Origin of the sequence: Pseudomonas sp. NFACC39-1 (genome assembly GCF_900110355.1) — a bacterium.
GTDB classification, from domain to species: Bacteria; Pseudomonadota; Gammaproteobacteria; order Pseudomonadales; family Pseudomonadaceae; genus Aquipseudomonas; species Aquipseudomonas tehranensis.
This window is the reverse complement of record NZ_FODL01000016.1, coordinates 76,220-97,998: the sequence shown is the minus strand read 5'-3', so window position 1 is coordinate 97,998 and position 21,779 is coordinate 76,220. Positions and strand designations below refer to the sequence as shown.

Below are 21,779 nucleotides of genomic sequence, written 5' to 3'. Positions count from 1 at the left end.
GGCTACCGAATTTCTTGACGACCATAGAGCATTGGAACCACCTGATCCCATCCCGAACTCAGCAGTGAAACGATGCATCGCCGATGGTAGTGTGGGGTTTCCCCATGTGAGAGTAGGTCATCGTCAAGATTAAATTCCGAAACCCCTATCTGCTGATGCAGGTAGGGGTTTTGTTTTGCCCGCAATAAAATTGCGCCGAGGCTGCGAATAAATTTGCACAGTTATTTTCAAGCCAGCGCACTAGAATAGCCTCCACCTTAGTTGAGCCAGAGCTCTTTATGCCCGATCCGTTTGACGCCCCTAGGTTGTCAGATCTGCCGTTGGATGACTTGGTGGCGTGCCATGAGTGCGACCTGCTGATGCGCAAGCCCCAGCTGGCCCATGGCGAAAAAGCCGAATGCCCGCGCTGTGGGTATGAGCTCTACGCTCACCGACACAATGTGGTCGAACGCAGTCTTGCCTTGGTCATTGCCGCTCTGCTGTTGTATGTGCCAGCGAACTTTTTACCCATCATGCAGCTCAATTTGCTCGGCCAATCCTCCCAAGACACCGTTTGGAGTGGTGTGGTCGGCCTGTTCAATACCGGCATGCAAGGTGTATCGGTGGTGGTTTTTCTGTGCAGCATGGGCATTCCGCTGCTTAAACTGCTTTGCCAATTGGCTGTGCTACTGACCATTCGCTGGAATATCGGCCGTAGCTACGGCTTATTGCTCTATCGCATTTATCACCATTTACGCGACTGGGGCATGCTGGAGGTTTACCTCATGGGCGTGCTGGTCGCTATCGTCAAGTTGGCAGACATGGCGGCCATTACCGTGGGGCTTGGTCTGGTGTGTTTTATCAGTTTGTTGCTCGTTCAGGTCTGGCTGGAGGTGGTGATGTCGCCGCATCAGATCTGGCAAGCGTTATCAGGAGAGGACGCTCATGCGGGCGATTGATGCGGGTATTTTGATCTGCACAGAATGCCACGAGCTAAACCGGCAGGAAGCTGACGTTGATACACAAACCTGTACCCGTTGCGGCGCCCTGGTTCATCCTCGTCGCCCGAATAGCTTGATGCGGACCTGGGCGTTATTGGTCACCGCCGCGATTCTCTACATTCCGGCCAACATGCTACCGATCATGACCATCAACTCGTTGGGGCAAGGGGCTCCGAGCACCATCATGGCCGGGGTCATCGAGCTGGTTCAGCATGGCATGATTCCGATTGCCGCCGTGGTGTTCATCGCCAGTATCGTCGTTCCGACTTTCAAGTTGGTAGGCATCGCCTTGTTGCTGTTTTCCGTGCAACGGCACCAGCCCATGTCTGCGCGGCAACGGATCCTTATGTACCGTTTTATCGAGTTCATTGGGCGCTGGTCGATGCTGGATATTTTTGTGATCGCCATATTGGTGGCGGTAGTGAATTTCGGCCGGCTCGCCAGTGTCGAAGCCGGTCTCGGTGCAATCGCTTTTGCCAGCGTAGTGATTTTGACAATGATTGCCGCAGTAACTTTCGATCCCCGACTGATTTGGGATAACACGGAGTCGGATGACGACCATGACTGATTTGCCTACCGCTAAAACCCGACCGGCTTCGAACTGGTCCGCGATTTGGGTCTTGCCGCTGATTGCCTTGATTATCGGTGGCTGGCTCGGCTGGCGGGCTTATAACGAAACCGGCATCGAGATCAACGTGCGCTTTGAAAGCGGCGAGGGCATTCAGGTCAACAAGACTGAAGTCGTTTACAAGGGTATGCCGGTCGGTAAAGTGAAGACCCTCAAGCTCGATGACGAAGGCAGCTCGAAGGGCGTGGTTGCGACCATTGAGATGAACAAGGACGTCGAGCAATACCTCAAGACCGGGACACGTTTCTGGCTGGTCAAGCCGAGCGTGACCCTGGCCGGGATCACCGGCCTGGAAACCCTGGTTTCCGGTAACTACGTGGCTATCAGCCCGGGGGAAGGAGAGCCAATCCGTAAATTCAAGGCCCTGGCCGAAGAACCGCCGCTATCGGACGCCAAGCCCGGTTTGCACCTGACCCTCAAGGCCGAGCGCCTGGGCTCGCTGAACCGTGGCAGCCCGGTGTTCTATAAACAGATCCAGGTCGGACAGGTGAAAAGCTACCTGCTATCCGAGGATCAGGGCACGGTCGAGATCAAAATCTACATCGAACCGACTTATGCCAGCCTGGTGCGTAAACATACGCGTTTCTGGAATGCCAGCGGCATCAGCATCGATGCCAACCTGTCGGGCGTCAAAGTGCGCAGCGAATCCCTGGCGAGCATCGTGGCCGGTGGTATCGCGTTCGCCACGCCGGAGAGTCGCAAGGACAGTCCGCCCACGGACCCGAGCCTGCCGTTCCGTCTTTATGAAGACTTCGACGCAGCCGCTGCCGGCATCCGCGTGAAGGTCAAGCTCAGCGACTTCGAAGGATTGCAGGCCGGTCGTACCCCGGTGATGTACAAAGGCATCCAGGTGGGCAGCCTGAAGAACCTCAAGGTCGATCCGGACCTGTCCAGCGCTACCGCTGAATTGACCCTCGATCCACTGGCTGAAGATTACCTGGTGACCGGCACCCAGTTCTGGGTGGTCAAGCCGTCGATCTCCCTGGCCGGGATTACGGGCCTTGAGGCATTGGTCAAAGGTAACTACATCGCCATACGTCCCGGCGACAAGGGAGGTGCGCCGCAGCGCGAATTTGAAGCCAGGCCGAAGGCGCCGCCGCTGGACTTGCGCTCGCCTGGGCTGCACCTGGTCCTGCTCACTGAAAACCTGGGCTCATTGGAGGTCGGCAGTCCGATTCTCTACAAACAGGTCAAGGTTGGATCGGTGCAGAGCTACCAGTTCTCCCGCAAGAAAAAGCAGTTGATCATCGGTGTGCACATCGAGAAGGAATACGAAGGTCTGGTCAACGGATCGACCCGGTTCTGGAATGCCAGTGGGATTACGCTCACGGGTGGTTTGACGGGGGGTATCCAGGTCAAGAGCGAATCCCTGCAAAGCCTGATGGCCGGCGGCATTTCTTTCGAAACGCCGGAACCCAATGTGCCGTTGAAAAGGCGCATCCCACGGTTCCGCCTGCATGCGGACCGCGAAGCCGCGCAACAGAAAGGCACAATAGTGACGATCAAAGTCGATCGTGCCGATGGTTTGCGCAGCGGCACGCCGATTCGTTTCAAAGGGCTGGATGTGGGCAAGATCGAGGACGTGGACCTCAGCGCCGACATGCAATCCATCCTGCTCACCGCACGTATCACCGAAGTGCCGGAGCGTATTGCTCGGGTCGGCTCCCAGTTCTGGGTGGTCAAGCCCGAACTGGGGCTGATGAAGACCTCGAACCTGGAGACGCTGGTGACCGGCCAGTACATCGAAGTACAGCCAGCGGTGAAAAACCTGGGGCCGCAGAAAAACTTCGTGGCCCTCGCCAGCCCACCGCAAAACGCTGTTCCTGAAGCCGGTCTGAGCCTGGTGTTGAGCGCCGCTCGCCGTGGTTCGTTGAAGACCGGCGTGCCGGTGACGTATCGCGAGATTACTGTGGGCAAGGTGACCGGCTATGAATTGGGCCAGACGGCGGACCGTGTGCTGGTCCATATCCTGATCGAACCCAAGTACGCGCCACTGGTGCGCAGCGGCACGCGGTTCTGGAACACCAGTGGCTTCGGCATGGACTTCGGGTTGTTCAAAGGCGCGACAGTGCGGACTGAGTCGCTGGAGACGCTGATCCAGGGCGGCATCGCTTTTGCCACCCCGGATGGCGAGCGGATGGGCAACCCGGCGCGACCGGAGCAGACCTTCCCGTTGTTCGATCAGTTTGAAGAGGAGTGGCTGACCTGGGCGCCGAAGATCAAGCTGGGTAAGTGATGGGGGAAGTCAGGCTGTTCTGCCGCCATCGCGAGCAGATTTGCCCCCACCCAATGAGTGTCTTGCCGGATTGTCACGAACGACGCTAAACCTGTGGGAGCGAGCCTGCTCGCGATGATCCTGAAAAGCCCACCGCAATGAAAAAGGCCGCGATCCATTGGATCGCGGCCTTTTTTTGTGTCCGGCTATTCACCTCAAACCGGATCCAGCTCCGGCTCGTCGGCCTGCACGTTCACCGTGGCTTTCACCGCATCGTGACGGCGGATGTACTTCCAGTCCGCCTCGTCGATGTAGATGCCGTTGGGACCGCTGCCGCCTTCCAGGTCGATGGCGACGCTGGCGCAGACTTGCGGCTTCACACTGGCCAGGATCGGCACAAAACCCAGCTGCAAACTGGTTTCCAGCAGCGCGGCCTGGTTTTTCTCGTCGATGTCTGCCGCTTCGTCAAGGTAGTACGGCAGACGCACGCGACCGGCCTGTTCGCGGTCCATCAGGTGCAGCAACAAATACATGTTGGTCAGCGCCTTGATGGTCATCGTGGTGCCGTTGGACGCCGCGCCATCGATATCGGTGTGGATCACTGGCTGGCCGTTGACCTTGGTGATCTCGAAGGCCAGTTCGAACAGGTCCTTGAGGCCGAGCTGGTTGTGGTTAGCTGCCACCAGACGGGCCAGGTACTCCTTGGCCTCTTCGTTCTTGTTGTCCTGCTCGGCGCTCTGGCTGAGGTCGAACACCGACAGGGTCTCGCCTTCCTCGTACTGGCCGGCGCTGTGGATGATCTGGTCGATGTGCTTGAGCGCTTCCTTGTTGGGGGCCAGAACGATCCGGAAACTCTGCAGGTTGGACACCTGGCGTTTGTTGATCTCGCGGTTGAACAGCGCCAGTTGATGCTCGAGGCTGTCGTAGTCGCTGCGGATGTTGCGCAGGGTCCGGGCAATGTCAGTCACCGCCGCCCGGCGTGCCTTGCCCAGGGTCAAGGCTTCGTCGGTACGGTGGGCATAGGCGTTGATCAGCAACTGCAGGCGCCTCTCCATGTCATCTTCGCTGTCGAACTTGGCCACGCCCTTGAGGCGGACCTGGGCGTACAGCGCTTCGATCTGGCCATCGACCCGCAACAGACCCTGCCAGCTGTCCTGGTAGTCATTGAGCAGCGGCAGCAGGTTATCCATGGAGTCGTCGACCGGGTCCATGAACGGCGTGCCAAACGGCAGGTCCGCTGGCAACAATTGACGACGGCGCAGGGCATCGTCGAGGGTGCGTTGCTTGGCTTCCATGTCGGCGATCTGCCGGCCCACCAGTTGCAACTTGGCGGACAACTGCTGGACACGTTCGGTGAAGGCATCGCTGGAGCGCTTGAGTTCGTCCTGGGCGGCTTCCATCTGCGCCAGTTGTTCGAGCTTTTCGCCTTCTTCGGCGCTCAGGGTCTGCGTGCGACGGAAGTCTTCCAAGGCTTTTTGCGCATCCAGAACCTGCTGGTACAGCGCCTCGGTCTGGGTCTTGCTCGCGGCGCGGTCGGCGGCCACCGCTTGCTGGGTCTTGAGCTGCTTGAGTTCTTTTTCCAGGCGTTCTTTCTGGTCCCGCAGTGCGGCGCGGTCGGCCAAGGCTTGCAGGGCCGGCGGTTCGATATGGGACAGGTCGATGGACAGGCCCGGTACTTCGAAGCGCTCACCTTTGAAGCCGTCGAGGATCAGTTCCATGGATTTGACCCACTCGCCGTTCTCGTCCAGCGCGATGCCGTGCTCACCCAGCGGCAGGCTGAACAAGGCGCTGTTGAACAGGCGCATCAAGCGTTCGACGTCCTGCTGCGAGAATTCTTCCCGCAGGCGGGCGTAGCTGTTGTTGTCAGCGTGATCGAGTTGCTGCTTGACCGACTTCAGGCGCTTTTCCAGATCCCGCAGACGCTCCTCCAGGTCTTCGGCGCTGAACTGGCGGGACTGGGCGAGGGCGCCGGCCAGTTCATCGTGGGCATCCTTGGCCGCGAGCAGTTGTTGCTCCAGGACCTTGACGTCATCCACCAGGGCGAAGCGGTTCTTGAGCACCGACAGCTCGCCGATCCAGCGCTGGATGCCGCTGATTTCCCGTTCCAGGCGCATCAGTTCCTGAGTGCCGCCGCGCTGGTCGTTCTGCAACGAATCCTGTTCGTTGCGGTAGTGTTCGGCCTGGATGGTCAGCTCTTCCTTGCGCGCACTGGCGTAGTCCGACCAAGTACCCAGCAACGAGTCGAGCAACGGTGACAGGCGATGCAGTTTGCCGCGTAGGACATCGCGCTGCTTCACGCCATTGGCCAGCGCTTCCACCAATGGACCAGCGGCCACCAGGGAGTTGTAGTCCTGTTCCATGCGTCGTACATCGCGGAAGGCTTCTTCGCACGCGGCGATGTAATCCACGCTACCGGAACGCAGGCTGTGCTCGAACGCGTCGAGGAACAGTTGCTTGAGCTTGGCCGCGGTAATTTCGCGCATGTGCAACAGGTTGATGAACAGCGCGCGGAAGGTCTTGAGGCTTTGCTCGCTGGTGGAGCGCAGCGGGATCAGCGTCAGGTCCAGCGGAATCGAGGTATGACCGCCCACCAACAGGCGGCGCAATTCATCGGGCTTGAGTTCGTAGGCTTTGAGGCCTTCGCGCTCCAGATTGGTGAACAGCTCTTTCTGACGCAGGCAGGTGTCGTCTTTCTGATAATGGGCCAGGTCCAGCTTGCCGGCGTAGGCAAAGAACTGGTGACCAAAACCGCCGCCGGGGCCGCGCCCGACCACACCGATCACGTGCGGGCCGTGGGGCAGGGCGACTTCCACCAGGATGTAGCTGGTGTCCGAGGCAAAGTAGAACCGCCGGGATTGCTCCAGGCTGTACTTGCCGAAGCTCATGTCCGACATGCGCGCCAGGATCGGGAACTGCAAGGCGTTGATCGACGCGGATTTACCAAGGTTGTTCGCGCCGTAGACCGACAGCGGTTCTTCCAGCGGGAACAGGCCGAGGCTGTAGCCGGCGGTGTTCAAAAGGGCAAAGCGGCGGATGCCGTAGCGTTCCTTGCTCATGCGTCGGTCTCCTGTTCTTCGGCAATGGCGCGGGCCAGTGCGTCTTCTTCGCTTTCACCCTCGAATTCGCTGAGGTCCAGCGGATCGTCGGTCTGCAGCAGTTTTTCGTCGCTGTCTTCGTCGATCAATACCGGTGCCGGCAACGGCAGCACGCTGTGCAGGCTGGCGGCCAGGTCGCGGTCCTGCTGGACCGACAGGCAGACGTCGAGGAAACGGTGCATCGGTGGCAGGAAGCGGTAGACACCGTTCTCTTCGCCGGCAAAACCCAGCTGGGTCATGCGGCGCATGATTTTTTCTTCCAGCTCTTCCTGGGTCTGCACTTCGGCCTGAAGGAACAGGTCGCGGTACTTTTCCAGCAACGAAGGCAATTCATCGCGGCCCAGGCTGCCACCGTCGAGCACGGCAATCGGGTCGCGGCCCTGGTCGGCCAGGTGCTCGACGAGAATGAAGGTGAACAGCGCCAGGCGTTGGGCAGTCTTGTTCACCGCAGCGGCGGCCAGGTCCGGCACGAAGTAGTAGAAACCACGGGTGTCGCACACCAGTTCGAAGCCCAGGGCCTTGAACAGCGTGCGGTACTGGTCTTGGAAGTTGGACAGTTGCGCGTACAGCTCCGGGTCACGGCGGCTGACGTGGTAGCCCTTGAACAGCTCGCGAAAGATCGGCGCCAGCTGGGACAGTTCGGATAGATCAAGATGCATGGGGGATGCTCGCAGAATCCTCGGCGGCGGTGTCGCCGGCCGAGAGCAGGGCGAAGGAGCGCAGGCTGACCTGATGCTCGTGAGTGTGATAGTCGCGGCGTTCCAGACGCTCGCGCTTGAAGCGTTTTTCCCGCGACAGGCGCGAGAACCAGTACAGCAATTCGTCGGTGGCGCCGTCCGGCTCCTGCTCCAGCAACCAGGTCATCAGGTCCGGCATTGGCAGCGCGTCTTCGCAACGCTCGACCATCTCACGTACGGTGCGCGGCGCGCGAGGTGCCTCGCCACCCTTGTGGGTCTTGTGGGATTTGGGGAAACGCGCCGGTTTCGGCTCGAAACGGGCCAGGGCGTACACGTAGGCTTCGACCTGGCTGGCGCTGCCCAGGAAGGTGCTTTGCGGCCGGGTGAACAGCGGCATGGCGGCCTGCGGCACGGCATCGAGGCCTTTGCGGCGAATGGCGGCCAGGGCCAACGCGGCGCCACGGGTCACGGCGTTGTGGCGGCGGGCCTCTTCGCGCAGCGGCAACAGCAATTCACGGGCATGGCGCAGGGTCAACTGGGCGCTGGTCTGCATCTCGAGGATGCGCGCGTGGGTGCGCAGCAGCATGTCGTCGTCCACCAGGTGCCCTAGGCGCTGCTGTTCGGTGAGCATGCGCAACAGCACATTCTCGACCTTGCGTACGCCTTGCTCGAACGCGCCGTCGGCGTTCACCAGTTGGATCATCGGCTCGACGTATTCGTCCCAGGTCGCCAGCACTTCAGCGTAACGCTGGCGCAGCGGAATCTGCCGGTCGCTGGTCTTGGCCCGTTCGGCCACCGCTACCAGGGCCTGTTCGTCGTTGGCGAGTTTCTTGAGGACGTCTCGCACGCGCATGTCGAGCAGGCGCAGCTGGCGGGCCAGGTCGTTGCCGTCGCGAATGTCGAACGCGTCCTGGATGTAGCCGGCCAGACGCTCGAGGTGGCGCAGGTAAGCTTCGATTTCCAGGCACAGGCCGAGGCGGTGTTCGCGGCGCAGGTAGGCGAGGAAGTCATGGATCTGGGCGTTGAGCTCGAAACGGTTCGGGCTTTTTGCCACCGGTACGAGGATGTCCAGGCGGATCCACACGTCCAGCAGATTGGTGATGTCCTGGGGCGTGCTGTCCAGTTGTTGGGCGGCCAATTGTGAACGCAATTCGTTGAGGCTCAGGGTGCCCTGGTCGAAGTGCTCGCACAAAGGTTCCAGCAATGCCCAGTGTTCAGCGAGGGCGCGCAAGACGCGCTTGGGTTCGATCATCGCAATGGCCGTCGGGTTGGCAATTAAAAGGGGCGATTGTACTGCATCAGGCCGGTTGCGATTCACCCCTGAGACGGACTGTCGGTTGAATCGCTCAACTATTGATTCAACAGGGAAGCGATCTGTCTCGAAGGGCGGTAGAATCCCTCCCACTTTCAGTTATCCACAAGTGGCCGACCCTTGCTTATCGAGTCCCGCCGCCGCGCCTATCTGACCGCCATGCAGGTGGTCAACTGGCTGCCGCGTACCGAATTGCCGTTCGCCGCCCCGTCGCGGCCCGAGCTGCTGGAAACGCCCGAGCCGATCGAGATCGAGCCAGTCGTGACCGCGCCCGTGGCCAGGACGGTTGCCGAGCCGGTGGCGCCCGTGGTCGAACGGCCGAAAATCGAGGTTCCGCGCCCGAGCCTGGCTTCGACCCGCACCAACGCCAAACCGGTAGAAGCCGCCGATGAGACCCCGGCCCCGGTCAAGGCACCTTACGTGGCACCGCCGCGTTTCGCGCTGCAATTGCTGCGGGCAGGGCGTTGCCTGCTACTGGTGGAACTGCCCACGGGCGAACCGTTTCAAAGCCGCGATCCGGCGTATCTGTTGCTCAAGGACATGTTGCGTGCCGCCGGTCTGCCGGACAGCCCACAGATCATTGGCGAGCCGGTGCGCTGGCCGTTGTTGTCCCGCGGGACCATGGACCAGGGGCCGGAAGCGGCACGCGATTTTGTCCAGGGTTTTGTCTCGGCGCGGCTTGAAGACGAGCCCTGCGCGTGCCTGTGGCTGATCGGCCTGCCGGCGGTGAAATTTGCTGGCGAGGTGGATGCGCAAGCGTTCAATCGCGAACTGCAGGTCGAAGGCCTGGGCTCGGCCTGGGCGTTGCCCGGCCTGGAATTGTTAATGGAAACGCCACAGCGCAAGGCTGATGTCTGGCAAGCCATGCGCCGGCTGATGGCGCGCTGGAAAGAATCGAATGAGTGACGCTGTATCGTTCCGCCCGATGACCGAGGCGGACCTCGACGCTGTGCTGAAAATCGAATACGCGGCCTACAGCCACCCCTGGACCCGGGGGATCTTCCTCGACGGGCTGGGTAAATACCAGATCTGGCTAATGTTCGAAGGCCAGCAGCAAGTGGGCCACGGCGTGGTGCAGATCATCCTGGATGAAGCGCACCTGCTCAACATCACCGTCAAACCGGAAAACCAGGGGCGTGGCTTGGGTTTGCGGCTGCTGGAGCACCTGATGTCCATTGCCTACAAAGCCGAGGCTCGGGAGTGTTTCCTGGAAGTACGTGACAGTAATCGCACGGCCTTCCGGTTGTATGAGCGCTACGGTTTCAATGAAATTGGCCGGCGGCGCGACTACTACCCTGCGGTGGGCGGACGTGAAGATGCGGTGGTCATGGCCTGTACTTTGGTCGATTGAGTTTCCCTTCGTTCGTTTCTGGCCGAACCACCGCCATCGCGAGCAGGCTCGCTCCCACAGGGAATTGGCGGTGGATACAAATTTTGAGGCCACACAGAAATCAATGTGGGAGCGAGCCTGCTCGCGATGGTGACAGTGCTAACGACCCTCAGGTGCGATCAGCGCTTGCCATCCAGCGGGTCGATATCGGCCATTTCCGCTTCATCCAGCCCGTCGCCCCCGCCAATATCATCTTCATCCACAACGCTGAGGTCCCAGTCGGCCTGCCCATCGTCACCGGCCTCATGGGCGTCCCGGGCACCGTCTTCGCGGATCAGTGTTTCCGGGCTCATGTCGTCGTCGGTGGCTTCGTGATCATCCATCGAGGCCCCTGTCAGCCCGGCTTCACGCACGCGTTCACGAGGCATCAACTGCTCGCGTTCGTTTTCCGGCAGTTCGTCACCGATTTTCGCGCTGGGCTCTTGTTCGTCGAATTCCAGTTCATGCATCGAGCCCATGCGGTCTTCGTTATCGTCGATGGGTTCCGGTTGAACCGCGTCGAAAGGACGTCGTGAATCATTCATGGCAATTCCTCATACTGTGGGGCTTACTGGGTGGACCCACAGCCGTGGCGAGAATTCCAACGGCATTCTGGACGTGACCTCGACAGGCGGTCGTCTGTCAAAGTTGCGCACTATTCTCGAGGGCTAGATAGCATGAACGAATTACAAGATCTGATTGATAACAACGCACGCTGGGCCGATGCGATCAAGCAGGAAGATCCTGACTTCTTTTCCAAGCTGGCCCGTCAGCAAACCCCTGAGTATCTGTGGATCGGCTGTTCCGATGCGCGGGTGCCGGCCAACGAGATCGTCGGCATGCTGCCCGGCGATCTGTTCGTGCACCGTAACGTGGCCAACGTGGTGCTGCACACCGACCTCAACTGCCTGTCGGTGATCCAGTACGCGGTGGACGTGCTCAAGGTCAAACATATCCTGGTCACCGGGCATTACGGCTGTGGCGGCGTGCGTGCCTCGATGCAGGATCGTCAACTGGGTCTGATCGACGGTTGGCTGCGTTCGATTCGCGACCTCTACTACGAGCACCGCGAAACGTTGGCCCAATTGCCGACCGAAGAAGAGCGCGTGGATCGCTTGTGCGAGCTCAACGTGATCCAGCAGGTGGCCAACGTCGGCCATACCAGCATCGTGCAGAACGCTTGGCATCGCGGGCAGAAACTGTCGATCCACGGCTGTATCTACGGGATCAAGGACGGCCGCTGGAAAAGCCTGGATACGACAATCAGCGGTTTCGAGCAGTTGCCGCCGCAGTATCGGTTGCGTCCGGTCGACGCGCCCTGATTCGGTTCATTCAGTCGCGATGACAGCGGCGACGCCAGTGCCGCAGAAATTTCATCCCTCGCTCGTTGGGCGGTTCGTCATAGCCTGTGATCCAGCCATGACAGTTGGACGAGCCGCACCGGCAGGCGAACTGTCGATACAATTTCTGTTCGGTACTGGCGTAATCCATCGTCAGGCAGTCACCTTCCTCGATGGTGGTCAGCGCCCATAACCACAGTTCGCTCATGTCCAGGAACACATTCGGGCTGCAGGAGTGCTGCAGCAATCCGGCGAAGCGCGGGTCATACATGTGGATGTCCGGCAGGATCTGCAGTGTATGCAGGCGTCTTCGGCTCACGATCAGCCCCGATACCCTGCACATCCTTTCCAACGGCGCAAACCGCCTGCGGGCGACGATGCCATTGCCGCGGCCGTTAGTCGTCTGGCGCACTTCGAAATCGCGCCTGGATGGATAACCCATGCGCGTGCTGAGTTGTTTCTCGGGATAGATGCCGTCCCGGTTCGCTGAGAAAGCGTTGTCTGCAAGGAAGGTGGTCATGACGGTCCCTGTCGCGTAGGACGCTCGGCCTTCTGGCGCTGGCGATCCTGCCAGCGGTCGTTGAAACCTGCCTAGCTTCGCGCAACCTTGAAACGACATCTACTGTCGACTCTGACAGGAGCCAAAGGCGCTTTCCCGCGTGAGCGCAGGCTTACGCAGGAAAAGCCCTTTGGCGTTTACACCGCGTCAGGCAGCGCTGGCATGGGGACTTTCAATTGCTGAAGCTGTGATTTGATCTCAGGTACCGCGCATTTTTTCGCCGCTTCGTCCGCAGACAGCTTGCGGATTGAGGTATAGAACAGCTCACAGGTTTCTTCCTTTTGCGTGACCTGCCACGTTTGTGTGCATTGGTTCAATTGCGCCGTCGGATCGGTGCCCGGTTTGCTGCCCATCCCGGCTTGCCAGCATGCAGCGCTCAGGTCCTGGCCCATGACCTTCAAACCGGCCGCATCCGCCTTGGCCTGGTCACCGTCGTAGCTGTCAGGATCGGCCGCATACCAGATGTAGCTCGGGTGGTTGGAACCCAGGACCGGAACCTTGACGCCCGCAGACGGAGTAATGGTCGCGAGGCCCAGCACGTTCACGGTCTGGCCGTACTGTGTCTTGATCCAGTTCCGCACGGGAGCGCCGAAGGCCACCATCGGCAGCGTTTCTCCGCTGGTGTTTTGGCTGACCTCCTTGACCATGGTGGTCTGGTAATCGTTGAAATAGTCGTAGACCCCGCCCAGCGCCTGACCGGCATCGGATGGGGCGGCGATGGGCGCGATGTCGATGATGGTCTGGTAGGCCGGGGTCTGTTCGGCGGCGATGCCGTTGGCGGTCAATAGCGTGGCCCAGCGATCGGTGGTGGCCGATTCCAGGTAGTCCTGCGCCTGGGTCAGGGAGTAATCCGGCGGGAAGTGCAGCAACTCGATGCTCTTGCGGTTCTCCAGAGCCATGCCCAGTGGCAGGAACAGGTACCAGTCGTAGGCCCATTTGTTATCGCTGTTGAGTTTGCTGGCCCCGTTGTATGCCAGGTCACCGGCGTCGAGCAGCGCAGTCAGTGGTTGACCGTAACCCTTCGGCACCCCGCTGATGCTGGCATAGACTTTATCGTTATCGCGTTTGACGCTGACCTTGGCCTTGCTATAGCCATCGCGTTGCACACTTTGGCTCAGGTAATGCTCGACGGTCTGCTCCAGCGTCCAGTCGCGAAAGCAAATGACGTTGCAGTTATTGGGATAAGCGAAGAGACGGGTGACGCGTTCGGTACTGCCAAGGTATACGTCGATGTCGGCGGCGTGGGCGGCGGTACTGAAGGCCAGGGTGGCAAAAGAAAGTACGGCGAGTTTGGACATGCTCAGATCCTTTTCAGCGTGTGGACCCCTCGAACAGGGTGTAGCCATACTGAAACAGACCGGAGCGAAGAAAAAGTGGGCCGACGAAAATATCGGCCCTTTTTTATGGCTTTATGGCATCACTGGCGGCAGATAAGACAATGTCGTACCCAGCGCCCACAGCAGCACCAGCACCAATGGCGTGTGAACCAGTAATTGCACGAAGGAGAAACCGATCAGGTCCCGGGCCTTGAGCCCCAACACCCCCAGCAGCGGCAGCATGTAGAACGGATTGATCAGGTTTGGCAGCGCTTCGGCGGCGTTATAGATCTGTACCGCCCACCCCAGGTGATAGTTCAGATCATTGGCCACCTGCATGACATAGGGGGCTTCGATGATCCATTTGCCGCCTCCCGATGGAATGAAAAAGCCCAGCACCGCCGAGTAGGCGCCCATCAACACGGCGTAGGTATCGTGGGACGCGATCTGTACGAAAAAGGTGGATATGTGATGGGCAAGTGTCTGGGCGTCGCTACCCTTGACCGTGGTCAGCAGCGCGGCAATCGAGCCATACAGCGGGAACTGGATCAGTACGCCGGTGGTGGTCGGCACCGCGCGCGCCACGGCATCGAGAAAGCTGCGCGGCCGCCAATGCAGCAGCGCGCCAAGCATCAGGAACAGGAAATTGTAAGTGTTGAGCCCGGAGATGGCGCTTATCGCAGGTTTGGTCGAGAACTCGTGGAACAACCAGCCGGCGGCCAGCAACGCCAGGGCAATGGTCAGCAGCGGGCTATGTTCCAGCCACTCTCCCGGGCGGGTGCGAGGCTGCAACGCCGGCATGCTGAAGCTAGGGTCTATCCCGCAGGCGGCGGCGTCACGGGCGCTGTTTGGCCCGGGAGCGGTGGCATAGGCCACGATCAGCGAGATCACGATCAACGCCAGCAACATCACCCCGGATTGCCAGAGAAAAATGGTCTGGGTGAACGGAATGACCCCAGTAATCGACAGGATCGACGGTGGCAGGCTGGCCGGGTTGGCCTGCAATTGCGCCGCCGACGAAGACAAACCCAGTGCCCAAACCGCGCCCAGGCCCAGGTAAGCGGCGGCGCCGGCGGCGCGATAGTCCATTTTCAGATCGGTGCGACGGGCCAGGGCACGTACCAATAAACCGCCAAATACCAGGGAAAGACCCCAGTTGAGCAGCGACGCGACCATGGAGATCAGCGCGACCCAGGCCACCGCCGAGCGGCCGTTCTTCGGGATGCGGGCCAGGCGATCGATCAGTTTGACAGCGGGCGGCGAGCTGGCGACCACGTAACCGCCGATCACCACGAAGGCCATTTGCATGGTGAACGGTATCAGGCTCCAGAAGCCATCGCCGAACGCCATGGCAGCGGCCGTAGGTTTGGCGCCGATGAACAGTGTCGCCACCGCTACTACCAGTACCGCCAGTGCGGCAAACACCCAGGAGTCAGGGAACCAGCGCTCGGCAAAACTGGAACAGCGCAGGGCAAAACGGGCGGAACGGCTGTCTTGTATGTCGGTGGTCACGGCAATTACCTCGGTTTTTATGGTTATAGGTATTGGGTGCGGAATGGTATTGGCGGTCAGCCGCCAACACTGGAACACTCCAGTGACCATGGAGGTTAATCCGGGTTCGCGAGCGCGCAGGATTATTTTCAGAAGCGGCCTGTGGCGCTCTTCAGAAAAAAATCGGCGAGCCGATGGCATGAGAACAGGCCACCTAACTCTCCTGCTCCCGGAGCATGCCATGTTCAATAAGCGCTTGAAGCAGGAGCTTTTGGCTCTTCGCCAGGAACTGTCCAGCCTTATGCAGGTGAAGGAGAGTTTGGACCGCGAGATGTTGGCCCTCACTCTGGATGCCGAAGGGCGGGTGCAAACGGTCAATCAGAATTTCCTCGACGAAATGCACTACAAGACCCAGGACCTCATCGGCCGGTCTGTCGAAGAGCTGGTGCCGGCTTACCTGAAGTCCAATGAGTTCCAGTTGCGTTTCAAGACGGCGCTGACTCGAGGCGAGCATTTCTCCGGCGCCGTACGGCTGCTCCGGGGCAACGGTAAGGAAGCCTGGTTGCGTTCGATCCTCCAACCGGTACGGGCGACTGATGGGCGAATCCGCTATTTCTCGATGTATTCCAGCGACCTGACTCGTACCATCGAGGCGTCGCGCGAGCATGAAAACCTCATTGGTGCGCTGGTGCGTTCCACGGCAGTGATCGAATTCGACCTGGGCGGTCATGTCCTGACAGCCAATGATCGTTTCCTCAATGCCATGGGTTACAGCCTGGCGCAGATCAAGGGCAAGCATCACCGCATGTTTTGCGAACCGGAGGAGTACAACAGCGCCACCTACCAGCAGTTCTGGCAGCGTCTCAATTGCGGCGAGTTCGTGGCCGGTCGCTTCAAACGCCTGGACAGCAACGGTCGTGAGGTCTGGCTGGAAGCCTCCTATAACCCGGTGCTCGACTCCAACGAACGACTGTACAAAGTGGTCAAGTTCGCCACGGACATCACCGATCAGGTCAACCAGGAAAAGGCCGTCGCCGAGGCGGCCAGCATTGCCTACAGCACCTCGTTGCAAACCGACAGCAGCGCCCAGCGCGGCACCACCGTGGTGACCCAGGCCGTGGATGTGATGCGCGACCTGGCCCGGCACATGCAATCCGCCGGCGAAGGCATCGAGGCCCTGAATGAGCAATCGCTGGTGATCGGCACCATCGTCAAGACCATCAGCGGTATTGCCGAACAGACCAACCTGCTGGCGCTCAATGCGGCCATCGAAGCCGCCCGGGCTGGTGAGCAGGGCCGGGGCTTCGCGGTGGTGGCTGATGAAGTGCGGCAACTGGCGTCGCGTACCAGTCAGGCCACTGATGAGATCGTCGGCGTGGTTCGCCAGAACCAGGACATGGCCCGCAACGCCGTGGCACTGATGACCGACGGCCAGCACCAGGCCGAACAGGGCCTGGCCCTGGCAGCGGAGGCGGGGACGGTGATCGTCGAGATTCAGGATGGAGCGAAGAAGGTGGTCGATGCCGTGAGCCAGTTTGCCAATCAGTTGTCGACTTGAGTTAGATATTATTGTTTTTTACATATTAATTATTGTTTTACGATAATTCAGACGCTATGGTTCGCGCTTCCTTTGTTCTGTGGAGCCTCCCATGTCTTCGAACCGTCTCGCCCTGTACAGCCAGCGCATGGCTGTCATCACACTTCTCTTCATTATCACGATGATGGTCCTCAACGCTGGGGTCTGGCTGTTTCCTGACGTTGCTTCAGAATACGGTCTGGGCTTTGCCCTGACCGAGCGACAGCTGTCGAGCTTGTCAGCAGAGGCTATGCGCTTGACTGGCTGGCAATGCCTTGGCGCAATGCTGTTGTCGAGCATACCGCTGCTGGCACTGGCGTTCGGGCTGGGCCATTTGCGGCAGTTGTTCCAGCGATATGCCCAAGGCGAGTACTTTTCCAGCGACGCAGCCGTTTGCCTGGGGAAGGTAGGTCGCGCTGTGGCGCTGTGGGTGCTGCTGGATTTCCTGTGTGAGCCGTTTCTCAGCCTGCTGGTGACGATCAACGCACCGGTCGGTCAGCGTTTGCTTACCTTCAGCGTTACCGCCCCGTCGTTTGTCGCGTTGTTTCTTGCAGCCTGCATTGCAATCATTGCCCGGATATTGTCCCGGGCCAGTGAAGTCGATTCAGAAAACCGAACTTTCGTTTGAGAACCCTATGCCTATCGTTATTCAACTTGATGTGATGCTGGCGACGCGCAAGGTTAAATCCAAGGACCTTGCCGCCGCGATAGGCATTACTGAAGCCAACCTTTCCTTGTTGAAGCAAGGAAAGGTCAAGGGTATTCGCCTGGCTACCCTCGAAGCCATTTGCAGCTATCTGCAATGTCAGCCTGCCGATCTGCTGATTTACCAACCGCAGAGCGACGCCCCCAAGGCCTGACTCCTGGGGGAGCGAGCCTGCTCGCGATGGCCGGCGACGCGACTTCGCACCGCCCGGATAGCGGCGACGCTCAATCCCCCAGCGCCTGGCCCTCACGCCGCGGGTCCGCTCCACCGGCCAGTGAGGTCTTGCCCTGGGCATCACGGACTCGGACGATCGCCTGGGTCCCACTGGTCATGTCGATTTCACTCACGGCATGGCCTTTGTTTTTCAACGCCTGGATCAGCGTCGGGCTGAATTGACCTTGTTCCAGTTCGGTGGGGCCGTTGCGGCTGCCGAAGTTGGGAAGATTGATGGCGGTTTGCGCGTCCAAGTCCCAGTCCAGCAGGCCGATCACTGACTTGGCGACGTATTCGATGATTTGGGAGCCGCCCGGTGAGCCGACAGCGGCCAGCAGTTCACCGCTCTGGCGATCGAAGATCAGGGTCGGCGCCATGGACGAGCGGGGGCGTTTGCCGGGTTCGACGCGGTTGGCGACCTTTTGCCCATTTTCTTCGGGTATGAACGAGAAGTCGGTCATCTGGTTGTTGAGCATGAAGCCCCGGACCATCAGGTGTGAGCCGAACGCTGACTCCACCGTGGTGGTCATCGACACGGCGCCACCCTGGTCATCCACTGCCACCACTTGCGAGGTGGAGATGCGCAGGGGCGAACGGTCCGGGGCGTAGGCCACCTGGACGCCCGGCGGTGTGCCGGGTTTGGCGATGCCCATGCTGCGTGGGCCGATCAGGCTCGCGCGGCTGGCCAGATAACCGGGATCGATTAGCCCTTTGACCGGCACGGGGACGAAGTCCGAGTCAGCAACATACAGCGCACGGTCGGCGTAGGTCAGGCGTTCGGCTTCGGCGATCAGATGCACTGCTTCGGGCGTCGGCTCAATGCCGGCGGGTTTCTCGGTCTTGACGGGTTTCATGGGGGCTAGAGCGGTGCGGCTGTCGCGCTGTTCCAATGCCTGCAAGGTTCCGAGGATCTGCGCCACGGCGATCCCGCCCGAAGACGGGGGCGCCATGCCACAGACTTGCCAGCGCTTGTAGTCAGTGCAAAGCGGCGCACGTTCCCGAGCGGCGTAGCCCTGGAGATCATTCAATGACAGGCTGCCGGGGTTGGCATGCTCCTGCACCTTGGCGACGATTTCTTCGGCAATCGGCCCTTTGTACAAGGCGTCGGGGCCTTCGCTGGCGATGCGCTTGAGCACGTCGGCCAAAGCGGGATTTTTCAGCCGCGTACCGACCGCTTTCGGGCTGCCATCGGCGTTCAGGAAATAGGCGGCCATGTCCGGCGACCCCGGTAAGGATGCGTCGGCCGCAATCATCGAGTGCAACCTGGGCGAGATCGCAAAACCCTGTTCGGCCAACGCGATGGCCGGTTCGAACAGCGTGGCCCATTCAAGTCGGCCATGTTTGCGATGGGCCAGCTCCAGCGCCCGCAACACGCCCGGTGTGCCCACGGAACGGCCGCCTATCTGCGCGGCGGTAAACGGCATGGGTTTGCCATCTGCTTGCAGGAAAAGTTTCTCGGTGGCACCGGCCGGTGCCGTTTCGCGACCGTCGTAAGTACGTACTGCCTTGCCGTCCCACAACACGATGAATGCACCGCCACCGATCCCGGAGGACTGCGGTTCCACCAGGGTCAGCACCGCCTGCATGGCAATCGCCGCGTCGATGGCTGAACCGCCGCGCCGCAACATCTGCCGCCCGGCTTCGGCCGCCAACGGGTTCGCCGCCGCGGCCATGTGCTTGTCGGCATGGCGGGTCTGCAAGTCGGTGCGGTAGCCGGAGGCGATCTCCGGTGCGATGGGCAATGCTGGGGTTGTGGAGGAGGGCGGGGCTTTACAGGCAACCAGGGCCAGGGCGACAGCCAGCAGCGAAACGGCTGACAGGCGATGAAGATTGGGTTTCAGATCTGCAAGCATGTGTCGCTCCATCCGTGGGCCAGGGGATAGGGAACGACTGTAGCGATGCGAGGCGTCTGGCGCAAATCAGCGCGGACTTGAGAGAAGGCTTTTATCGAGGCATAAAAAAACGGCTTATCTTTCGATAAGCCGTTTTTAGTACTTGGTGGCTACACAGGGACTTGAACCCCGGACCCCAGCATTATGAATGCTATGCTCTAACCAACTGAGCTATGTAGCCAAGTGGCGCGCATTATTCGCCGGTAACGAAGATGTGTCAAGCGTAAATCTGAAATATTTCTCAGCGCTTTCAACCGCTTATCCATCCTCGCTGCAAATACCCGTCAACCGAGTTGAAATCTCCCTGTGTTGGCGCTCAGGGCCTGGCTGCCTTGGCTCAACGTATCCGCCGCGAGGTTCACGGCGCGTGCCCCTTCAAGCAATCGCATGGCCGCCTGGTCGACCTGTTGGATATTGCCGCTGACCTCGTCGGCGGTGCTGGCTTGTTCGTCCACCGCGGTGGCGATTTGTGCCAGGGTGTCGGTGACGCTCTGCACGGCGCTGGCAATTTCTCCCAGTCGCTCGCCAAGGCCGGTGACGGCTTGCGCGTCGGTCTGGGCCTGGCCGCACGCGGCTTCCATCAGGCTGACCGCTTCGTTGACCGTAGCGCGCAGGCTGTCGACGGTGCCAGCAATCTGTTGGGTGGAGGACTGGGTGCGTTGCGACAGGCTGCGTACCTCATCGGCCACCACCGCGAAACCACGGCCTTGTTCCCCAGCGCGAGCGGCTTCGATGGCCGCATTGAGGGCCAGCAGGTTGGTCTGCTCGGCCACGCCACGGATGGTGTCGACCACCATCTGGATCTGTTGCCCCTGTTCGCTGACCCGGCCCAATGCGGCGGCGGTTTCGTTGAGGCGCTGGTTGAGTTGCTGGATGCTCGCCGTGGTGCGTTGACTGTCGCGGCTGCTGTCGGCGGCGATACGCCGGGTCTGCTGGGCGCTGTCGGAGGCCTGCTCACAGCTTCTCGCGACCCCTTGCGAGGTGGCGGCCAGTTGCGTGGCGGCGGCCGCGATCTGGCTGATTTGCATCTGTTGGGCTTCGACTTCCCCCAGGGCGCCGCTGGAGTGAGTGTTGAGGGTGCGCACGGCATTGCTCAACTGCAACGTTTCGTGGTCCACACCCAACAGGCTGTTGCGCAACTGCACCACCGCGACGTTGAGAGCGGTACTGATGGCCGCCAGTTCGTCGCGTCCTTGCACGGGTACTTGCAGGCTGAGGTTGCCGTCACGCAGGGCTTCGGCCAGTAATGTGATACCACTGGCGCTGCGGCGGATGGACGCTTGCAGGCAGACGAAGAGGTAAAGCGCGGCCAGTAGCAGACAGCCCAGCACCGCGGCCACCAGGGTGAACTGGCGGATGGCTGAGGAGTGGTAGTGGTCCAGTCGCGCATCCAGTGCCATCAGAGACTGCTGGCGCAATGTCGCCAAGTCCGCCAGGAGCGCATCCATGTGTTTCTCGAACTCTTCCGGCTTGAGGCTGATGGAGCCGGCGAAGACCCCTTCATCCAAGACTTTCAGGCCGGAATCCAGATGCTTGAGGCTGTCCTGGAATTGCCCGGCCCAGGTTTGCAGTTCGCTGGGCAGGCGGGCTTGCAGCACCCCGCCGGTTTTGACCAGTTGATCCCGGGCATCGCCGATCCGGCTGCGCAGGTCGCGCAATTGCAGGCGGCTTTGCAGGGTGAATTGACCCGACACAACAGAGGCCTGGCCAACGCTGGCCAAGCGCGCGACCCGTTCGATCAGGTCCGGTGTCTGCTGGGTCGAGATCTGGATCAGCAGGTAGGTTTCCAGCCAGGAGGCGAGGGTCAGGCGATTGTCCATGACGATTTGTTCGCGCAAGGCTTGCAAGGCACTCAAGGCCGCAGTGAAGCGGTCATAGCCGTCCGGCCACCAACCGACGGTGCCCAGGCTTTTCGAATCAAGACCATTGAGACTGGTTTGCAGCGTTTGGAAGCGGGCGAGGGTGTCGGCTCCGGCACCTTCGGTTTGCAAGGTGCTACCCAGGTCATTGGCGGCCTGGTTGAGGGCCGGCTGCACGGCATCGAAAGCCGCCATCGCGGCAAGCGTCGCCGGTGTTGCCTGGCGATTGGTTTCCGTGGCTCGCCAACGGGCCGCGCGGTTGCGCTGGGCGGCGAGCAGGTTGTCCAGGTTATCCAGGGCCAGCAACTGGCGAACCCCGGCACGTTCTTCGGAAATCAGGCTGAGTTTGTCGCGATAGTCCTGGCCGATGATCCACAGGCTGCCCATCAGTGGCAGGATGAAAAGCAGGAACAGCAACTGAAATTTGCGGGCAAAGCCGAACCGCCCCAGCAATCTGATTCCCGGTGATAGAAAAGCCTGCATGCCCATACTCCCCTGAACACCCTTGCACTATTTTTGTGCGTTTCGACACAATGCCGAAACAGGTGCCC

Annotated in this window: 18 protein-coding genes, 1 tRNA gene, 1 rRNA gene and 1 pseudogene; 11 read left to right on the top strand and 10 right to left on the bottom strand. The window is 60.4% G+C overall.

The window, feature by feature from the left end; translation table 11 throughout:
• The first annotated feature begins 13 nt into the window (after positions 1-13).
• From rrf to BMY45_RS24350, 4 genes are all read left to right on the top strand, one after another.
• Positions 14-129, top strand: a 5S ribosomal RNA gene (gene rrf, locus BMY45_RS24365).
• Between the two features lie 149 nt (positions 130-278).
• Entirely contained in the window at positions 279-938 is a 660-nt protein-coding gene (locus BMY45_RS24360) for a paraquat-inducible protein A (RefSeq protein WP_092402551.1), read from the top strand.
• Positions 925-1,548: a paraquat-inducible protein A gene (locus BMY45_RS24355; protein WP_047229371.1), complete on the top strand. Its 624-nt coding sequence runs from the start codon at positions 925-927 to the stop codon at positions 1,546-1,548. Before BMY45_RS24360 ends, BMY45_RS24355 begins: the two co-directional genes overlap by 14 nt.
• Positions 1,541-3,844, top strand: coding sequence for a PqiB family protein (locus BMY45_RS24350; RefSeq protein WP_092402553.1), 2,304 nt, complete (start codon positions 1,541-1,543; stop codon positions 3,842-3,844). Before BMY45_RS24355 ends, BMY45_RS24350 begins: the two co-directional genes overlap by 8 nt.
• 194 nt (positions 3,845-4,038) lie before the next feature.
• On the opposite strand, the gene mksF is transcribed toward BMY45_RS24350, so the two are convergent.
• The 3 genes from mksF to mksB are packed head-to-tail and all read right to left on the bottom strand — an operon-like array spanning position 4,039 to position 8,847.
• Positions 4,039-6,879, bottom strand: coding sequence for an Mks condensin complex protein MksF (mksF, locus tag BMY45_RS24345; RefSeq protein ID WP_092402549.1), 2,841 nt, complete (start codon positions 6,877-6,879; stop codon positions 4,039-4,041).
• Entirely contained in the window at positions 6,876-7,577 is a 702-nt protein-coding gene (mksE, locus tag BMY45_RS24340; RefSeq protein WP_047229373.1) for an Mks condensin complex protein MksE, read from the bottom strand. The genes mksF and mksE overlap by 4 nt, the downstream gene beginning before the upstream one ends.
• Positions 7,567-8,847: an Mks condensin complex protein MksB gene (gene mksB / locus BMY45_RS24335; protein ID WP_092402547.1), complete on the bottom strand. Its 1,281-nt coding sequence runs from the start codon at positions 8,845-8,847 to the stop codon at positions 7,567-7,569. The genes mksE and mksB overlap by 11 nt, the downstream gene beginning before the upstream one ends.
• Before the next feature lie 180 nt (positions 8,848-9,027).
• On the opposite strand from mksB, the gene BMY45_RS24330 reads away from it, so the two are divergent.
• Both BMY45_RS24330 and rimI read left to right on the top strand, forming a co-directional pair.
• Positions 9,028-9,813, top strand: coding sequence for an energy transducer TonB (locus BMY45_RS24330; RefSeq protein WP_092402546.1), 786 nt, complete (start codon positions 9,028-9,030; stop codon positions 9,811-9,813).
• On the top strand, positions 9,806-10,258 hold the full coding sequence (gene rimI / locus BMY45_RS24325) for a ribosomal protein S18-alanine N-acetyltransferase (RefSeq protein WP_003205585.1): 453 nt from the start codon (positions 9,806-9,808) through the stop codon (positions 10,256-10,258). Before BMY45_RS24330 ends, rimI begins: the two co-directional genes overlap by 8 nt.
• Before the next feature lie 158 nt (positions 10,259-10,416).
• Here the strand turns inward: rimI and BMY45_RS24320 are convergent, their stop codons facing one another.
• Positions 10,417-10,821, bottom strand: coding sequence for a serine kinase/phosphatase (locus BMY45_RS24320; protein WP_092402544.1), 405 nt, complete (start codon positions 10,819-10,821; stop codon positions 10,417-10,419).
• A gap of 132 nt (positions 10,822-10,953) precedes the next feature.
• On the opposite strand from BMY45_RS24320, the gene can reads away from it, so the two are divergent.
• Positions 10,954-11,598: a carbonate dehydratase gene (gene can / locus BMY45_RS24315; protein WP_092402542.1), complete on the top strand. Its 645-nt coding sequence runs from the start codon at positions 10,954-10,956 to the stop codon at positions 11,596-11,598.
• Positions 11,599-11,608: 10 nt separating this feature from the next.
• Here can and BMY45_RS24310 read toward each other — a convergent pair whose 3' ends face one another.
• The 3 genes from BMY45_RS24310 to BMY45_RS24300 all read right to left on the bottom strand — a co-directional run bounded on the left by BMY45_RS24310 (position 11,609) and on the right by BMY45_RS24300 (position 15,003).
• On the bottom strand, positions 11,609-12,136 hold the full coding sequence (locus tag BMY45_RS24310) for an SET domain-containing protein (RefSeq protein ID WP_092402540.1): 528 nt from the start codon (positions 12,134-12,136) through the stop codon (positions 11,609-11,611).
• Between the two features lie 176 nt (positions 12,137-12,312).
• Positions 12,313-13,473: a hypothetical protein gene (locus tag BMY45_RS24305; RefSeq protein ID WP_092402538.1), complete on the bottom strand. Its 1,161-nt coding sequence runs from the start codon at positions 13,471-13,473 to the stop codon at positions 12,313-12,315.
• A 111-nt stretch (positions 13,474-13,584) separates the two neighbouring features.
• Complete coding sequence (locus BMY45_RS24300) at positions 13,585-15,003, bottom strand: short-chain fatty acid transporter (protein ID WP_076386741.1); 1,419 nt, start codon at positions 15,001-15,003, stop codon at positions 13,585-13,587.
• On the opposite strand from BMY45_RS24300, the pseudogene BMY45_RS28715 reads away from it, so the two are divergent.
• The 4 genes and pseudogenes from BMY45_RS28715 to BMY45_RS24285 all read left to right on the top strand — a co-directional run.
• Positions 14,990-16,000 (top strand): annotated as a pseudogene (locus tag BMY45_RS28715) (PAS domain-containing protein); the annotation flags it as partial. The gene BMY45_RS24300 and the pseudogene BMY45_RS28715 sit on opposite strands and share 14 nt — an antisense overlap.
• A gap of 108 nt (positions 16,001-16,108) precedes the next feature.
• The gene (locus tag BMY45_RS28710; protein WP_371913975.1) at positions 16,109-16,540 is read left to right on the top strand and encodes a methyl-accepting chemotaxis protein; all 432 of its coding nucleotides are present in this window, start codon (positions 16,109-16,111) and stop codon (positions 16,538-16,540) included.
• A 91-nt stretch (positions 16,541-16,631) separates the two neighbouring features.
• The gene (locus tag BMY45_RS24290; protein ID WP_092402534.1) at positions 16,632-17,186 is read left to right on the top strand and encodes a DUF2975 domain-containing protein; all 555 of its coding nucleotides are present in this window, start codon (positions 16,632-16,634) and stop codon (positions 17,184-17,186) included.
• 7 nt (positions 17,187-17,193) lie between these two features.
• Positions 17,194-17,418: a helix-turn-helix domain-containing protein gene (locus BMY45_RS24285; protein WP_092402532.1), complete on the top strand. Its 225-nt coding sequence runs from the start codon at positions 17,194-17,196 to the stop codon at positions 17,416-17,418.
• Between the two features lie 70 nt (positions 17,419-17,488).
• Here BMY45_RS24285 and ggt read toward each other — a convergent pair whose 3' ends face one another.
• The 3 genes from ggt to BMY45_RS24270 all read right to left on the bottom strand — a co-directional run bounded on the left by ggt (position 17,489) and on the right by BMY45_RS24270 (position 21,711).
• Entirely contained in the window at positions 17,489-19,330 is a 1,842-nt protein-coding gene (gene ggt / locus BMY45_RS24280) for a gamma-glutamyltransferase (RefSeq protein ID WP_092402530.1), read from the bottom strand.
• Between the two features lie 143 nt (positions 19,331-19,473).
• Positions 19,474-19,550, bottom strand: a tRNA-Met gene (locus tag BMY45_RS24275).
• A 103-nt stretch (positions 19,551-19,653) separates the two neighbouring features.
• A complete protein-coding gene (locus tag BMY45_RS24270; RefSeq protein ID WP_092402528.1) occupies positions 19,654-21,711 on the bottom strand; it encodes a methyl-accepting chemotaxis protein in 2,058 nt (685 codons plus the stop codon).
• Between the last annotated feature and the right edge of the window lie 68 nt (positions 21,712-21,779).

Coding starts and splice junctions, on each gene's coding strand:
- BMY45_RS24350 (WP_092402553.1), top strand. CDS start 1,541: ATGACTGATTTGCCTACCGCTAAAACCCGACCGGCTTCGAACTGGTCC.
- BMY45_RS24290 (WP_092402534.1), top strand. CDS start 16,632: ATGTCTTCGAACCGTCTCGCCCTGTACAGCCAGCGCATGGCTGTCATC.
- BMY45_RS24310 (WP_092402540.1), bottom strand. CDS start 12,136: ATGACCACCTTCCTTGCAGACAACGCTTTCTCAGCGAACCGGGACGGC.
- ggt (WP_092402530.1), bottom strand. CDS start 19,330: ATGCTTGCAGATCTGAAACCCAATCTTCATCGCCTGTCAGCCGTTTCG.
- BMY45_RS24305 (WP_092402538.1), bottom strand. CDS start 13,473: ATGTCCAAACTCGCCGTACTTTCTTTTGCCACCCTGGCCTTCAGTACC.
- BMY45_RS28710 (WP_371913975.1), top strand. CDS start 16,109: ATGCGCGACCTGGCCCGGCACATGCAATCCGCCGGCGAAGGCATCGAG.
- mksE (WP_047229373.1), bottom strand. CDS start 7,577: ATGCATCTTGATCTATCCGAACTGTCCCAGCTGGCGCCGATCTTTCGC.
- BMY45_RS24360 (WP_092402551.1), top strand. CDS start 279: ATGCCCGATCCGTTTGACGCCCCTAGGTTGTCAGATCTGCCGTTGGAT.
- BMY45_RS24285 (WP_092402532.1), top strand. CDS start 17,194: ATGCCTATCGTTATTCAACTTGATGTGATGCTGGCGACGCGCAAGGTT.
- mksF (WP_092402549.1), bottom strand. CDS start 6,879: ATGAGCAAGGAACGCTACGGCATCCGCCGCTTTGCCCTTTTGAACACC.
- BMY45_RS24320 (WP_092402544.1), bottom strand. CDS start 10,821: ATGAATGATTCACGACGTCCTTTCGACGCGGTTCAACCGGAACCCATC.
- mksB (WP_092402547.1), bottom strand. CDS start 8,847: ATGATCGAACCCAAGCGCGTCTTGCGCGCCCTCGCTGAACACTGGGCA.
- can (WP_092402542.1), top strand. CDS start 10,954: ATGAACGAATTACAAGATCTGATTGATAACAACGCACGCTGGGCCGAT.
- BMY45_RS24355 (WP_047229371.1), top strand. CDS start 925: ATGCGGGCGATTGATGCGGGTATTTTGATCTGCACAGAATGCCACGAG.
- BMY45_RS24270 (WP_092402528.1), bottom strand. CDS start 21,711: ATGCAGGCTTTTCTATCACCGGGAATCAGATTGCTGGGGCGGTTCGGC.
- rimI (WP_003205585.1), top strand. CDS start 9,806: ATGAGTGACGCTGTATCGTTCCGCCCGATGACCGAGGCGGACCTCGAC.